General features: G+C 46.3%; 11 protein-coding genes. 5 read left to right on the forward strand and 6 right to left on the reverse strand.

Annotation, left to right across the window (positions count from 1 at the left end; translation table 11 throughout):
• Positions 1-1,448: 1,448 nt before the first annotated feature.
• Genes X474_RS19925 through X474_RS19935 form a run of 3 tightly spaced genes read left to right on the forward strand, consistent with a single transcriptional unit; the run spans position 1,449 to position 4,680 of the window.
• A complete protein-coding gene (locus X474_RS19925) occupies positions 1,449-1,679 on the forward strand; it encodes a hypothetical protein (RefSeq protein ID WP_044351501.1) in 231 nt (76 codons plus the stop codon).
• 2 nt (positions 1,680-1,681) lie between these two features.
• Positions 1,682-3,067, forward strand: a complete 1,386-nt coding sequence (locus X474_RS19930; protein WP_044351502.1) for an SAM-dependent methyltransferase — start codon at positions 1,682-1,684, stop codon at positions 3,065-3,067.
• Positions 3,068-3,072: 5 nt separating this feature from the next.
• A complete protein-coding gene (locus X474_RS19935; RefSeq protein WP_156360857.1) occupies positions 3,073-4,680 on the forward strand; it encodes a sulfatase-like hydrolase/transferase in 1,608 nt (535 codons plus the stop codon).
• A gap of 701 nt (positions 4,681-5,381) precedes the next feature.
• Here the strand turns inward: X474_RS19935 and X474_RS19945 are convergent.
• The 3 genes from X474_RS19945 to X474_RS19955 form a co-directional block, all read right to left on the reverse strand.
• Positions 5,382-6,662 (reverse strand): radical SAM protein, encoded by a 1,281-nt coding sequence (locus X474_RS19945; RefSeq protein ID WP_044351506.1) that lies wholly within the window; start codon positions 6,660-6,662, stop codon positions 5,382-5,384.
• A 241-nt stretch (positions 6,663-6,903) separates the two neighbouring features.
• Positions 6,904-7,410: a YqaA family protein gene (locus X474_RS19950; protein WP_197282208.1), complete on the reverse strand. Its 507-nt coding sequence runs from the start codon at positions 7,408-7,410 to the stop codon at positions 6,904-6,906.
• 80 nt (positions 7,411-7,490) lie between these two features.
• Positions 7,491-9,932, reverse strand: coding sequence for a glycosyltransferase (locus X474_RS19955; RefSeq protein WP_044351508.1), 2,442 nt, complete (start codon positions 9,930-9,932; stop codon positions 7,491-7,493).
• Between the two features lie 787 nt (positions 9,933-10,719).
• Here X474_RS19955 and X474_RS19960 point away from each other — a divergent pair.
• Positions 10,720-11,016 (forward strand): MTH1187 family thiamine-binding protein, encoded by a 297-nt coding sequence (locus X474_RS19960; RefSeq protein ID WP_044351510.1) that lies wholly within the window; start codon positions 10,720-10,722, stop codon positions 11,014-11,016.
• Between the two features lie 89 nt (positions 11,017-11,105).
• Here X474_RS19960 and X474_RS19965 read toward each other — a convergent pair whose 3' ends face one another.
• The 3 genes from X474_RS19965 to X474_RS19975 all read right to left on the reverse strand — a co-directional run bounded on the left by X474_RS19965 (position 11,106) and on the right by X474_RS19975 (position 14,511).
• Positions 11,106-12,356 (reverse strand): dicarboxylate/amino acid:cation symporter, encoded by a 1,251-nt coding sequence (locus X474_RS19965; RefSeq protein WP_044351511.1) that lies wholly within the window; start codon positions 12,354-12,356, stop codon positions 11,106-11,108.
• Between the two features lie 12 nt (positions 12,357-12,368).
• A complete protein-coding gene (locus X474_RS19970; protein ID WP_044351512.1) occupies positions 12,369-13,577 on the reverse strand; it encodes a threonine synthase in 1,209 nt (402 codons plus the stop codon).
• Positions 13,578-13,854: 277 nt separating this feature from the next.
• Positions 13,855-14,511 carry a GntR family transcriptional regulator gene (locus X474_RS19975; protein ID WP_197282209.1) on the reverse strand — a complete coding sequence of 219 codons (657 nt, stop codon included), beginning with the start codon at positions 14,509-14,511 and terminating at the stop codon, positions 13,855-13,857.
• A gap of 439 nt (positions 14,512-14,950) precedes the next feature.
• Here X474_RS19975 and X474_RS19980 point away from each other — a divergent pair, with 439 nt between their 5' ends.
• Positions 14,951-16,246 carry a M48 family metallopeptidase gene (locus tag X474_RS19980; protein ID WP_052515442.1) on the forward strand — a complete coding sequence of 432 codons (1,296 nt, stop codon included), beginning with the start codon at positions 14,951-14,953 and terminating at the stop codon, positions 16,244-16,246.
• Positions 16,247-16,272: the final 26 nt, after the last annotated feature.

Consider the following 16,272-nt stretch of genomic DNA (forward strand, 5'->3'; position numbering starts at 1 on the left):
ACAAATTCGGGGGAGGTTCAATGTACTGATTCTGAGTCATAGTCCTTCTTCCCAATTAAGATGTTTCTTTTGGCTTGAACCATCTTAACCGGAAGGCCATGACTCTTTCTCTCAAAGTCTCAAAAGGTCAACGCTTTTCTTGACTAGGAAACTTAGCCGCTACAAGCAAGGGGGCCCTGGCAGCTTTGCATACCCGTAGCTCAAAGCCTCTACACAGCACCAAGTGGTTGCCTGTTGAGCAGGTTACCACCATCGCGGCTATGAGGCGGATGAGGATGACCGGGCCAGCCATGCCTATTCTCTTTCCCTGCTTCTTTCCACAGTTGACTTGGAACTGAGGTTTTGGGCTTGAACAAGCTGTCTCGTCTGGATGAGCCGATTCCTGTTGTGCGAGCACAAGGTTCCAGGCGACATGGGCTATCTTGATATCAAGAAGTTGTGAAAAATCGACTGTGTAGGGCATTGCGCCATCGGTGGCCGCTCCGGCAAAAGATGTAACCCAGGCTGGAAATTCCTGCATATCTGCGTCGATGATAACAGTCGCACAGCCTACACCGAGGTGCTGCCGATCGAAAAAACAACCAGTGCCACCTGCTTCCTAATCCGTGCCGCAGCCTGGCTCCAAAGGCATGGTGTGGCCATCAGTAGAGTAATGAAGGGTATTAGCAGGTGCTATCGTTTTTACTTGTTCATACCAGCTGTGGACCACATCAAGGCCAAGCACGTGACCACGCGGCCATATACGCCCTGCACCAACGGCAAGGTAAAGCGATTCATCCAAACAAGCGTCAAGGAATGAGCTTACATCCAGACTTATGGAAACTCGGAGAAAAGAATAGAGCGGCTCAAACCATGAACTTACTTTTGCAGCCAACAGCGGCTAGACACCGCTTCAAATCGCAAACCACCGCTTTTAAGATTGTTTAACTGTGAACAACGTCTTTGTCAACAACATCTAGTGAATATTTTTATCTAATAAATTGTCCAATGAAATTTTAAGATATTAGATCACAACATAACTCAATAGATAAGGATTTTAAGGCAAAAATCTTGAACATACTTATTATGGATAAGATCAATAAAGCCGCCTAGCCCTGCTGTTTGGGCCTGAAAGATGCTATGGAAGTGTAATGCTAAAAAGGTGAGTATTTCTGATAATTTCGATGGGCGCTAAGGTCTTTGGCGGTAGTGTATTCAGCAGCCTTGTTGTAAAAACAAAGGCTGATGATATGGCGATTACAGGATCCCTTTCATTTTAATCTATAAGTACACCTTTTGTTTGACAATTAAAACAAAAAAAGATATTATATTTGAAACCAATTGTAAAATTATTTTTTTGGTGTGGTTTTCCCGTAGCAAGTAAATAAAACTATCTGCCTTAAGATTGATCAAGATAAAAGTAATAAAATAGGCATATTATGTTTTTTTTTAAACAGAGGTAATTGAAAATGAGCGCGAAAGTAATGAAAATTGTTGGCATAACTTTGTCCATTTTTTGCTTAATAGTAAGCCCTGCTTATGCCTACTTAGACATGGGAACAGGTAGCTATTTGTTGCAAGTTTTAGTTGCTTCGGCTCTTGCTTTAGGCATTAGTGTTAAGGTTTTTTGGCAGAAAATTTTGACATTTTTCAAAAAACCTCAAAAAAAAGATACGGAGATTAGTAGGGAAGGCAAATAGATATGACAAATGAGCGGGTTTTTTCTTCTTTTCGAGATCCTTCCGGTTTTGTCTTTTTAAAAAAGGGTATTATTTATCGTCAGATTAATAAAAGCTATGCTGAGTGCTTTGAGATGGCTTCAACTTCAGGGCTCTTTGAAAGTTTGATGCAAAAAGGTAAATTGCTACCGTTTGACGAATGTGATTTAGATTTAAAACCGGATTGCCAACCATACAAGATCATTAAACCTGCTTTGATAGATTTCATATCATATCCATATGAATGGTCGTTTAGTCAACTAAAAGATGCTGCTCTGTTAAGCCTTGATATTCATATTGATGCACTGGATAAGGGCATGATTCTAAAGGATGCCAGTGCATATAATATCCAATTCTTAAAAGGTAAACCAATATTTATTGACCATTTGTCTTTTGATATCGCAGAGAATTATACCGCCTGGCCGGCATACGGTCAGTTCTGTAGACATTTTTTGGCTCCACTCGCTTTAATGTCTTACACAGACGTAAGACTTAACAGTTTGCTTAAGGTGTATATAGACGGTATTCCCCTAGACTTAGCCTCAAAACTTTTACCTGTAAAAGCTAAATTACATTTTGGCTTGGATCTGCACCTCTTTTTACATGCTAAAACGCAACTTAAATATTCGAATAAAGGTGAAAAGCTTGAAAAGACTAAAGCTCTTGATATAAAAGGAATGAAGGCGATTGCAACTTCTTTACATAATTCGATAAGTAAACTTAAACTAGGATCATTCAAGACCGAATGGGGTGATTACTACTCGGATACTAATTACAGTGAAGAAGCCATGTCATCTAAAAAGATGGCTATTAGCTTGATGTTGCGCTCTGTGTCGCCAAGTATTGTTTGGGACTTAGGTGGAAATACAGGGGTCTTTAGCAAGTTGGCCGTAGATGCCGGTGCTAAGGTTGTTTGTTTTGATATAGACCCCTTAGCAGTAGAACAGAATTATCTGAACTGCCGTGAGTTTGGCCCAGCTGAGATGCTTCCTTTGGTTATGGATTTTACTAACCCAAGTCCTGGGCTAGGATATGCGGCCAAAGAAAGGGAATCTTTAACAGATCGAGGTCCTGCCGATTTGCTCATGGCCCTTGCTCTTATTCACCATCTTGCAATTTCGAATAATTTACCTTTTGCCTATATTGCTAAATATTTTTCGAGATTAGGGGATTGGCTTTTAATTGAATTTGTCCCCAAAAGTGATTCCCAAGTCCAAAGACTACTTATTAGTCGTGAAGATATATTCAGCCATTATACCCAGCAAAATTTTGAAAATACCTTTTCTGAGTACTTCGAAATTGTCAAATATGGTGAAGTTAAGAATTCAGAACGTACGATATACTTAATGAAGACGAAGCAATTGGGGTGATGGTCATGTTTCGAAAACTTGATATTAGAGTAATCATACTTGTATTTATTTCAGGCTTGTACCCGGCGGTATTACTAGCAAGTAATAATTGGTCGCTTTATCCTTTACAAGAAATTTTACTATTACTTATTGGTACCCCATCGGTTGTATTTTTAATTGGCTTGGTTTTATTTTTCTGCGCAAAAATTATTATATTTTTACTGAATGTGTTTCTGCTAAAATCAAAAAAAATTGTTCTTTCGTCACGTTTGTTGCAGGTAATTTCTATTTTTTATTCATTTGCTGTAATGATGTATTTGTTGGAGCCCCTTAATCGATCTTTACTTGGGGGAAGCTCAACACTACTATTACCTATATTTTTATTGATATTAGTTGTTTCATTTTTAATCTACCGGAAGAAAGGTATAAGTCCCTTTCTGTTATTTTTTGCTATTTTGACTGTTTCCGCTAGTATACAATGGGGATGGGCATACTATGATTTAAATACACGAACATCTGCTGGCAGCTGGTATACAGCAGGGAAAGATCATAACGATAAAATACAGTTAACAAAAAAACCCAATATATATTTATTGGTATTGGAAGCCTATACGAATAATCACGCTTTGCAAAAAATTTATAATTTCGATAATAGTAAATTCCAAGAAAAACTAACCCAATATGGCTTTGCTATTCACGAGGATGTTTTTTCAAATTATAGAAACACCCTTACTAGCTTAGTATCCTTATTTTCAATGCAACATCATTATTATTCGATCTCAACCGGAAAAGAAGATGCATTGGGAGCTAGAGAGATAATAGGTGGTCGTGGTTATAATTCTATAGTGGATGTGTTAAAGCGAAATGGATATTCTATACAATATATATCCAATTCTGACTACTGTTACTTAATCGGGCCTCCTATTGATTATGCCTACCCTGAAAGAACAATCTTTAAAGTTTTTGAAGTTTTTCAAAACGAGACACTTAATAGGTTTTTATCCTCTCACTTTAAGACATATAGGAGGTCGAAGAAAAAGCGTAAGGATAGGGTTTACTCCCCTTACCAGGACGCACTCGCTGTGCTGAAAGAAAGGATATCTACAGCTTCCGGTAGTCATGAGCCATATTTCACCTTTTTTAAAAATCCATATCCTGGACATTTTGGCGCTAACTGGGATCAGATTTCTTCTGGCGATTTGAAAGACTATACTGAAAAATTAAAAAAATCCAGCGAGGTTATCATTGATCTTTCAGAATATATCATAAATAAAGATCCAAATGCGCTTGTTATATGGATCGGTGATCACGGTGTATGGCGCTATAGATCCGTATGGCATGGTGATGGTGATTTCCATCAGAATCTCAAAGAACGAGATGTGGACGAAGAATTAGTCAGTTATGATCTTTTCGGCACTTTTTTTGCTGTTAAGACACCAAAAAATATTAAATTGCCTGATGGTCCTATTAGTCACGTTAATCTGTTTCGTTATATCTTCACTGCATTATCAGATAATAAATACCCTTTGAGTGATAGACAGTTAGATGAATCTATCTTTGATAGAACCTCTAACCTGGTGGCAGTAAAAAATGGCCAACCCTTGAGTCAATGGGAAGATTTAAAAAGAAAATAACGTGAGTTTTCTTCGCTTTTATTCGTAGACGGTGGCCACTGTATAGACAAATAGAAATGGGGAATGTTTTACCGGCCCCAAAAAAGATCACCAAGCTGGTAAGCAAGTGTACGAGCAAAACTCTTGAGCGTTTCATACATATCGATGAGAGTAAAATCCCAGTCTATTTCGATGAAATGGTCAGGGGCTCTGTTGAGCAGCCTTTATACGACTTACTAGATACCGCGCCCCTATATACTCTATAATACGTGTTGGAATAGTCTCGTTCTCCCGGCAGGGTTGACAGGCGTGCCGGTAATTACGAGCTGAGGCTTTTTACCAACCCAGAAAAAGCGGAACTGGAAAGTTTTCAAAACTTGGAAAGGATCTTCAATAACGCGATCATAACAAGTTAATTACGACGATCATTTTTTTCAGAGCAGCCTTTGTGAAGTTTTTTAGCCGCAGTAAGAGTAAGATCCACTAAATCTTTGACTGAAAATCTTTTAGGCTGCATGATATGAATATGCACTATTAGTAAATTGAAAATACAGATATAAACACAGATTAAAAGATGATGCGATCGGCCTATTAAATTGGACTCTCCCCAATTCCATTTTGATCGCATTTTTTCATACTGAGTTGTTGAGTAAAGGTCCGCACTATTTTTTAAATCTCGCCAATCGATGCGGGCACCATCTAAATATTTTTTTACCTTAAAACTAGGCGGCTTTACTTATCTTTTTGATCGACCTGGGCCCTTTGCGCCCATTGAAAAAGCCACAAGCCTTGTAATACCGCAGATCTTCCAGCCAAAGACTGCTTGCATAGCGTTCTTCTTTTATGGTGCGCATCAATTTTAGGGGATTGTGCCATAGATCCAAAACCGGACCCAGGAGGTGGGACGGGTCTCGAAAACATTCCCAATCGCACAGGCGGCAGGCCTTTATGTCGTCAAAGGTCTCGGTTTTAAGATCCCACAAAGGGCCCAGTGATTCAGTTCCCCGATAACCGCAGGGATATGCATGACCGTCTTTGGCATCAATGAAAAAATAGTCGAGCCCGCCACGGCAGGGGTATGATACATCGGCCCTGTCCGCATAGTGCCTGAAAAGGGCATAAAGTGAGCTTCTGGGCGAGAAAAGACGTATCTGCTCACGATAAGCCGGGATTACCTCCAAAAGGGCCTTAAACAAGACAGCTTTTTCTTTGCGGGAAAAACGCACAATATCCTCTTGGGCCGTAGCGGCGTAAACCGCTTCAAGCCCCTGATTGTGTTCGTCTTCTGTAATGCTCATGGGGTAACACAGGTTTACCATGGTGAATCCCAGGCTTATAACCAGATCAAAAAAACGGCTGAAAGCCTGGTGATAGGCATGATAAAAAGCTTCTAAGTATTCGGACTGGTTTGAAAAGGCGCTGGGAACCAAGTTTCTGGTTGCCTCGCCGCCGGTGTTGCGGTTTATACCCATGTTGGCAGCCGGGTAGATTCCCCGGTTGTGAAAGTGATGCAGGTTTTTGGCGATGCCTTCCACCAAGCCGGGAAAACCGCGCATCTTTTCATGGGTTCCAGGATCTGATGAGTCCAGGCTCACCCACAGATTGCGTAAAGGGGTGGCGGCCAGGGCATCCGCCACCCTCTCTACTCGAGCAGTTAGTCTTCCCTGGTTTTTACCGGCAAAGAAAAAGCCGTTGGTGCCGGTTCGGATATATTCCAGGCCCATCTTGCCCGCATACCTTATGTGATCCGTCAACTCGTCTAAAAATAAAAGCGGTTCACCGCCGGTGAAGGAAACTACATAAGCTCCCCTTTCGGCCGCTGCCCGCAGGGTGTGACGCACCTGTGTTCGGGAAAGCGTGTGACGTTGAAATCGGCTGGTTTTTCTCATCCCGCATTGTGGGCAAAGGGCGTTGCAGTGGTCTGTGTATTGGATGACCACCTGGCCGGGAGTCTTGTTGTATCTCAGGTCGCGCATTTGCTTGATAACGGTTTTAACTGTCATTTCCTATGCCTCTAGGCTATGGCTGTTATGCATTTTAAGACTGTTCAAATGGCTTTGGGGGGGGCCTTATTTTTCAGGTTGTCTGCCGTATTGATTTTTAAGGGCCCGAAATGGCGGATTCCGCCCCCAATCTGGCTATACAGTTTAAAGCGAAATTATGTAGGCCTGATTGCGGCTGGTTTAAGATTAGGTCACAACCGGTTTTGTAAAGCGCGGAGTTTCACGTATGAAGCCTTAAAAGTCATAGCCAAAATACCACTAGAAAACCGGCGATCAGCAGGCTCAACACTACCCAGCCCAACAAGGCTCCATGTTTTCCCAGGAGATAACGTACAGAAGGCCCAAAAAAATAAAATAAAAGGGCAAAGGCCAGAAAACGCAGGCTTCGGGAAACCAGGGAGGCTGCCATGAACACGGGAAAGGCAAGCCGGGCAAAACCGCTTGCTATGCTCACCACTTTGTAGGGGATGGGGGTGATGCCGCCGACCATGACCACATACCAGCCGGCCTCCCTGAATTTTTCTTGCAGGCTGTTGAATTCGTTCTGATAGCCATAGAACTCAAGCAGCCAGCGCCCCAGGCCTTCATAAAGGTGATAGCCGATTGCATAGCCCAGTATTCCTCCCAGGACAGAGCCCAGGGTGGCGACCAGGGCCACCAGCCAGACCCTTTTTCTATCTGCCATGAAAAGAGGTATTGTCACCACTTCGATGGGGATCGGCAGAATTGAGCTTTCAAATAGAGACACCAGGGCCAACACCCAGAGTGCGCGGGTTGTCCGTGCCCTTTTTAAGGTCCATTGGTAGAGCCCCTCAAAGTTGGGCAAGCTCAACCGACCGGGACCGCGGCGCCTTTTTCCAGGCCGTACAGTTTCCATTGTTTGGCAAAAGCGTTTTCAAAAGATCTGGATTCCATTAAAAGCCGGGCCTGGATAGACATCTCCTTCAGCCTTTGGGGGTTGTCTGCCAGTGACAAGACAGCCTTGGCCAAGGCCATATGATCATTTCCCGGCACCACCAACCCGCTTATTTCGGGAGTTATGTTTTCTTTGGGCCCGCCCTGGTTGGTCACCACCACCGGCAGGCCCGAAGCTTGGGCCTCCAGGATTACGTTGCCAAAGGTGTCTGTAGTGCTGGGGAAAATAAAAAGGTCACTGGAGGCGTAGGCAACGGCCAAATCCTGGCCCTCAAGATAACCGGTAAAGGTGACCGGCCAGGGTTTCAGCTCCTGTTGCATCTCATTCAGATAGGGGCCGTCCCCCACCACCACCAGGTGAACACTGCTGTTTTGACGGCAAATTTCCTGATAGGCTGCAACCAGGACAGGCAGGTCCTTTTCACGGCTCACCCTGCCTACGTAGAGTAGTTTCAGGCAGTGATCCAGGCCAAAGTTATCTTTAAACCAGCCGTTTCTGTATTGAGGGCTGAAGCTTTTCGTGTCCACTCCCCTGGGATAGGTCCGTATCTTGGAGGCATCTATTCCCTTTTTAATCAGCTCCTTGCCGGTTTCTTTGGAAGGAACGTAGATGCTGTCCATCTGGTCGTAGTACCACAGGATATAACGCCACATAACTTCAGTCAGGTTTTGGTCGCCGGTCAGGTAGGCGGTGTATTGGGGGAATGCGGTGTGATAGGTGGCTGATATCGGCAGGTTCAACACCCGGGCCGCCGCCAGGGCCGCCAGGCCCATGGGGCCGGGGGTGGCTGAGTGGATATAGGTGTACTCCCTCTCGTGAATATGGTCCAGAATCTCCAAAAAAGGAGGCAGGGCGAGTTTTTGTTCCTGGTATTCCGGTAAATTATAAACAGCTATGGGAATAAAATTTTTCATGCGGCCAATACCAGGGAGTTGGCCGCTTCCGCAGGTGATTATAGTCAGATCCCTGCCTGTTTTCTGAGCAACCCGCGCTTGCCGACGCAGGGTGTGGGCCACACCGTTGATCTCGAAAAAGGTGTCTGTGAAATGGGCCACCTTGAGCTTGCGTTTAGGCTTTTTGTTGAGGTAGGGAGTGCCGAGAAAACGGCTCTGCACTTCCCTGGTCAAGGGGCGGTCCCTGCCGAAAAGTCCAAAGGCCACAAAATAGGGAGCCAAAAGCAGGTAGTTGGACCCTGCCGCTCCTATGGTCTCAAACAGACTGAAAACATTGGCCCCCGAGAAATGGCCGTATAGCCTTTCAGCGAAATGTTTCACCACTTTGTCTGTCACCCGGCTGACAAACCTGAACCAAAGGTCTTCGGCCGCGGTTTTTTTGTGACTTGCGCCGTTATTCATCAGGTCCATGAGGTCCGGATCAGCCAAAATGAGGTTTTGGCTCTCCTGCCTTATCACCTCTTTGAGCCCTTTCAGGCCTGATTCCTTGCGCAAACGGTGCTTGTTCACCATACCCATTATCTTGTGCAGAAGCCTCCCCTGGGGAGCCTTGTGGTCAGGGCGCAGGGATTTGTCCATAAAGCGCATCAACACATCCATGCCGATGTATTTTTCCAGGTCAAAGCGGCTGTTGAAAAATTGATAGGCAATACCGTACAGGTTATGGGCCATGGTGCGAGGGGTGGACCCCCGGCCCCTGGTCTTCACCCGGCCAAGGCGCAGGTCAGAGAAAAATTCTTCTAATGATTCTGCCTTGGGGGCCTCTGTGTACATTCGGGCCACGTTAAGGGAGCTGTGATCGTCTGATCCGCCAATCAGAGTTTTTTCCCAGGCCCTGGTGCAAAGAGGCTCCATGTCGTGTTTATTGGCCAGGTGATCGATCATCCCCGGGTCCAGGCCGCGGGTGATCCTTTTAATAACCTGGTTTTGGGCATCGTCTCTGGCGCCGTTTAATTCAAAGACTTTAAAAAGTAGAATGAATTTTTCCAAGTGTTCTGAGGTGAGGCTATGGTTGATGGAAAAAAGCGGGTGGGCAACGGCATGGACCAGATTTGCGTCATTTAAGTAGGCAATAAGGTCATATAGGTTTTTTCTATGATGACTTAGGTCCTGGTGAATGGCTTCGTCAATATTGTGCACCAGGACATGCACCTTGCAGCCGTCTTCCGGGAAATAACTTGTAACTTCTTCGCTTATGAAAACAGAAGGTAAATGTGCGATCTCCAGGCACCCTTCAATGGTGTTATGATCGCATAAGGTCATGGCATCCATACCCAGCTTTTTGGTCAGCCGGTAGAGATCCCTTGGTCTACTGAAACTCTCCGGCGCTCCGATCTTCTGTAGAATCCACTGGGTGGGCCTTTTGGAGGCGTTGGAATGAAGATGAAGATCGATTTTCATGACTATATCCTCTTGATAATGGCGCAAAATTCATGCAAGTCGTGTGGTTTGGTGAACTTCATGGACCGGTTGGCGCCTTTTTTATGGAGGGTTTCAATTGATTGAATTTAAACTTTTTGGATGACATTTTTTTTCAGCGGGGTGATTTTTATTTAATTGCAAAGGTCCTGGTGCAGTTGATTGGGCTTCCGACCTGGTCTTTGGAGAACAGGTCAGATGCCGGCTATTTAAGTTGTCAGAGTGATAATACCCTCATAATTCTATGGGGCTAAATTTACCCAAACACCATGACGAACGATTGGCGAAGTGGTTAATTTGAAGTGACGAAAGGCAGTTTGCCCGGAGGGATTTTGTCTGATTGGGGAAAAACCTATTTTAAAAAATAGTGTGTTGCTTTTGAGGATAGCGGGGTTGACACAAAATAAAAAACAACAGTTTCATTTCTCTTTTTTTACACCCCACCAGGCAGTGCAACCCCAGCAAGGATTTTTGGGATCCTGACTGGCTTTTTGGCAGACGGCCTGGGGCTTCTTTTGCTTGTTAATAGGACACCATACAAATTTAGAAGGGGTCTTGGTCATTATTTCTCCCCCAAAGGCGGGTGGTTGCCTGCTTGAATAAACGCTTTTTTCTGTGAACGGCTTTTTTGATTTTGCCCCGGGCCTGATAGAATAAATTCCGCCCCCTTTGGTCGGGTGTTCCCCGGCACGGGCGGGCGCGGTTTAAAACCCGCGTTAGTTACGGCTTGAATTATAACGCCTATTTTTCCTAAACAGGAGAAGCAAAGATGGCTATTGTGAATTTGACCATCGTGCCCTTGGGCACTCAGACCCCCAGTGTCTCAGATTATGTGGCCGCGGTTCATCGCGAACTTGAGAAAACCGGAATCAAAAACCATCTGACCCCCATGGGCACGATTTTGGAAGGTGATCTCGCAGAAATACTGGAGGTTGTCAAGACCCTGCACGAGGTTCCCTTTGAAAAGGGAGCCCAACGGGTTGTGACCACAATAAGTATAGATGACAGAAGGGATAAAAAATCCACAGCCATGGGTAAGGTGGAAAGAGTAAAGGCCAAGCTTTAATTTTTGGGCAATGAAAGATCCCCTCCCATAGATTTTTTCTGCAGGAGGGGATCTTTTGAAACTTGGCTTTTTGGGGGCAAAAGGCCTGGTTATGCCGATTGAGAGGTAGCGTTAGCCAAGTCCTGTTGTTTGAATTCTCCTTCCGTACCGGCGATTGTCACCGCAGCGGTGGCGTCTCCCAGGATATTCACCGTAGTCCTGGCCATATCGATGATTCTGTCAATACCGGCAATCAAGGCAACACCTTCCATGGGCAGCCCCACCTGGGTGAAGACCATGGTGATAACAACCAGAAGGAAGGCGGGCACCCCAATGGAGCCAATGGATGCCAAAATACCCATCAAGATGATGGTCAGCTGCTGGCTTAAACCCAGGGACACCCCATAAACCTGGGCTACAAATACCGCTGCAAGGCTTAAGTATATGGCCGCACCGTCCATGTTGATGGTGTTGCCCAGGGGGATGGTGAAGCTGGCCGTGCTTTTGCTCACCCCCATGCGCTGAACAGCTTCCATGTTCACCGGGAGGGTCGCCCCGCTGGAGCAGGTGGAAAAGGCCACCAAAAGCGGTTCGCGCATCTCTTTGAAGAAACTTTTAATTGGGTACTTGGCGATAAATTTTAAAACCGGCAGGTAGACGATTACAACATGGATAAAGGCGATGGCGTACATGATCACAATCACCTTTGCCAGGGGCAGTATCACCTTTAATCCGTGCAACCCCACTGTGTAGGCGATAAGTGCAAAGACGCCGAAGGGGGCATAGAGCATAACCACGTGGGTTATCTTGATCATCACATCCATGGTGAGTTCAAATACCCTCAGAAGCGGTTTGCCCTTTTCACCCAAGGTGCTTAAGGCAAAACCAAAGAACAGGGAAATGAATATGATCTGCAGCAGGTTGCCGTCGGCGCATGCCCCAAGGGGATTGATCGGCACTATGTTCAAAAGCACCTGTACAATACCCGGGTTTTCGGCAGTCTTGACCACCACTTCCTTGGATACGTCCAGGGTCAGCCCCACACCCGGGTTGAAGATGTTTGCGAAAAACAGACCGAGGCTTACGGCGATGGTGGTGCTGATCAGGTAGTAGCCCAGGGTCTTGCTGGCTACTCGCCCCAGTTTGCGCAGGTTGTCCATACCGGCCGCGCCGGCCACCAGGGAAGAGACAACCAAGGGGATGACTATCATGCGGATGAGGCGTATGAAAAGATCGCCGAAAGGTTTAAAAACGTGCGCATCCCATCCGGCCCATTGCCAAATAAGACCGGCTATGACACCAAGCACCAGGGCGATTCCCATCTTGGCCGGGAGACTCATTTTTTTCCTGTTTTGTGTCATGATGGCTTCCCCTTAGCATTTAGGCAATTTGTCATTTATATCAATACAAAGCGGTTTGGCCTGAACAGTATCCGGGTATTTGAGGCCGCTTCCGGTATTTAAAAGGACAACTTTTTCATCCGGCTTGATCCAGCCTTTTGCCACCAGCTTTTCCGCTGCGGCCAAGGTTGAGCCTCCTTCAGGGCAGATAAAGGTTCCTTCGGTTGCGGCGAGCCTTTGCTGGGCTTCCAGGGCCTCCTGGTCGGAAACCGCCACAGCGCAGCCGTTGGTTTCGTATATGCTTTTGAGGACAAGAAAATCCCCCAGGGCCTTCGGCACCCTCAGGCCGGGGATTTTGGTTTGGACGTCCTGCCAATAGTCGCATTCGGCCTTTTTTTCTTCCCAAGCCTTGGGGATGGGAGCGCAGGCGCTTGACTGCACAGATACCAGCCGGGGCATTTTGTCCCCGATCCAGCCTATTTGCTTAAGCTCCTGCAGCGCCTTTTGAATGGCTATGATCCCCACGCCTCCGCCGGTGGGATAGAGAAGAACATCCGGAACATCCCATCCCATCTGTTCCGCTATCTCAAAGCCCATGGTTTTCTTGCCTTCAATTCGGTATGGCTCCTTTAGGGTGGATGCGTCATACCAACCGTAATCCTTTACGGCTTGGGCCACTATTTGGCCAGCATCATTAATAATTCCTTTGACCAGGTAGGTGGTGCCGCCGGTTGCCAGGCACTCGCGTATGTTGATTTCCTGGGCATCCTCGGGCATCACGATCACTGCCTCTATCCCTGCGGAGGTGCAGTATGCACTCCATGCGCCGCCTGCGTTGCCCGCGGTGGGCATTGCCAAAACTTTGACGCCCAATTCCTTGGCCCGGGACACTCCAACCGCAGCGCCTCTGGCTTTAAAGGAGCCCGTCGGCAGGATGCCTTCGTCCTTCAGGAAGAGATTATTCACCCCGATTTCAGAACCAACTTTTTTCAAGGGCAGAAGGGGAGTCATCCCTTCTCCCATGGTTACTATGTTTTCTTCTTTTTCCACCGGCAGCAGTTCGCGGTAACGCCAGAGATCCGGTTTCCTGTTTTTCAGGCTTTCCTTGCTGAGATCGGCTTTTGCCTTTGCAAGGTCATAGCGCACCAAAAGCGGAGCCCCGCATTTTTCGCAGAGCTGGGCCGGCTGGTCGCTGTCATAGGTTGCCTTGCATTTGGAACACTCCAGATGGGTCACATGCACTTTTTGCCTCCGTAAGGTGTTTGAGTCGGCCTCCAGAGCTCGACTTTTAGTATCTTATATTTTAGATCTAAAATCTTTTCCAGGAAAAAAGGAACGACTCGCCGTCTTTTTTTAGATCAGGAGCTGCGTTTACTTTGCCTGATTGTCTTAACTATTTGAAAAGATATGAAAAAATAAAAGATTTTTATGGTGGGGTAAAGATTTTCAGAAATATATCGGTTTTAAGGAGTTGGACGAACAGCGGCCAATGGTGACCGCTTACCGCGTTTCCAGATACTTAGCCGGCAATAGTTGTTTTTACCGCATTCATGGAGTTGTCCAGGTGCTCCTTCATGGCCGTTTCCGCAGCCCGGGGATTGTTTTTGCGAAAGGCGTCGACTATTTTGGCGTGTTCCCGGCAAGCTTGTTTCCGCCTTTCCTTGGAAAGAGCGGACTGGTACTTCAGCATTTCAATACGGTTGATAATGGGGTTCAGGCATTCCCTTAGTAATCTGTTACCTGAATACTCGATAATCATGTGGTGAAAAAGGTTGTCCCCCTGGATATAGTCTTTTAAGGAGATATTCTCAATGTCATCGGCCATGGAAAGGTGGACCTTTTCAAGCTTGGCAAAGTCTTCATCTGAGATATTGCTGACAGCGAGCTTTACAGCCAGACTGTAGAGAACTTCACGGAGGGAAAAAATTTCTTTGATTGTTTCTTCATTTATTTCAGAAACATAGCTGCCTCTGCGGGGCAGGGTGACAACCAGGCCGTCTTGTTCCAGCTTGGCAATTGCAAGTTTGATCGGTGTCTTGCTGATGCCGAACATTTTGACCAGGAATTCTTCTTTAAGCCTGAAACCGGGCAGGAATTCTCCGGTTATTATTTTTTCCTTCAGTTCCTTATAGGCCACTTCGTTCAAGCGTGGATGTCTGCTTATCTTTTCTGACATGGTGTATTTCTTCGCATTGGTTGTAATTAAATAAACGGCAAAATTGTCCGAACTGTAATCCATGTCCGAGTAAAAATACTCCGCTTGCGGGTATTTTGTCTTTATAGAGGCCGAGCTTGTCGCTGACAGGATTATGTTTTTATATATAACACAGGTTTAACGCAAGTTTGTTTCCATACGGAAACTTGGTTTCCCAAAAGCCTTGGACCGGTTCTGTGCTGCCGTGTAATTTTTTGCTAAACTTGAATTATGCTCAAATCAGGATCCCGATTCAGGCTTGTTGCCTGAGGACCTGGTTTTCTTGCCCTGACCAATTGGGAGGGTCTATACTTCAACATTAAAGTATGTGGGGGGGTGAGAAAACGTCATGTCTAGAGTTTTGCCGAAGTATTTTTTCAGGAAAAATTATGTAAATCAATCAGCTAACAGGTGTAACCCCTTGGGCGGCGGGCTGGGTTTGTGGCTGGTTCTGCTTCTTTTGGCCTTTGCCCAGGCCTGTGTAATGAATCCGGTCACTGGTCAGGATGAACTCTCCTTTATGAGTGTCCCCCAGGAGATCGCCATGGGGAAACAGTATTATCCCCAGACCACGCAGATGAATAACGGGTTGCCGGCCAAGGATCCTGCTTTGCAGACCTATGTGAAAAACGTCGGTGGCAGATTGGCGAATTTGAGCCACCGCCCCAAGGTGCCCTGGGATTTCAATGTGGTCAATTCCAGCCAGGTCAATGCCTTTGCCCTGCCAGGGGGTAAGATTTCCATCACCAGGGGGCTCATCAGCAAGATGAAAAATGAAGATGAGCTGGCCAGTGTGCTGGGCCATGAGATAGGCCACGTCACTGCCAGGCATCAGGCCCAGCAATACACCAACCAGGTTCTCACCGGTTTGGCCCTGGCTGGATTGGGGGCTGTATTGGCAGGTGAGGAATGGGGTCAGTATGGGGTGATGGCGGCAGGCACGGCCGCCTCCCTATTGATGCTTAGCTATTCCAGAGATATGGAAAGGCAGGCCGATGCCCTGGGGTATGAATACATGACCAGGGCAGGATACAACCCCAAGGGGCAGACCGACACCTTTAAGATATTTTTAAATGAGCATAAAGAGTCGCCCAGCGCTATCCAGGCTATGCTGCGGTCTCACCCCTTGACCACCGAGAGGATCAATACAGCCCAAAACAGGGTTTTACGCACCGACCCCAGGTTCACCAACCAGCCCTTTAAAAAGCGGCCCTTTGACCGCGCCCTGGCCATACAGAAACGCCGTTCTCCGGCCTATGCGGCCATGGATAAGGGGGATGCCCTTTTAGCGAAAAAGAACTGGAAGGCGGCTTATACACAATACCAGCAAGCCATAAAAAAATTCCCGGATGAAGGGCTTTTTCATACCAAAAAGGCCATGGCCCTGATGAAGGGCAAAAAAACTAAAATCGCACTCAAAGCCGCCCAAAAAGGTGCGAGGCTAAGCCCCAACCTTTATTTGAGCCAACACGTGGAAGGCCTGCTCTTAATGCAGGGAGGCAAATTTAAATCCGCCACCAATTCTTTTGCCAGGGCCCGGAAACTGTTACCTCAAAGCCCTGAGAATTCTTTGTATTTGGCCTATTGCCTGGAAAGGACCGGCAGAAAAAAACAGGCGGTTTCTTTTTATCGCAAGGCCGCCGGGCTTGCGCCGAGTTCGTGGGTGGCGCAAAAGGCCTACCAAAGGCTCAATGCCATGGGAGTTTATAAACGCTGATTTTTCCCCGTTTTTTGCTTTTAGTA

Origin of the sequence: Dethiosulfatarculus sandiegensis (genome assembly GCF_000931935.2) — a bacterium.
Taxonomy (GTDB): Bacteria; Desulfobacterota; Desulfarculia; order Desulfarculales; family Desulfarculaceae; genus Dethiosulfatarculus; species Dethiosulfatarculus sandiegensis.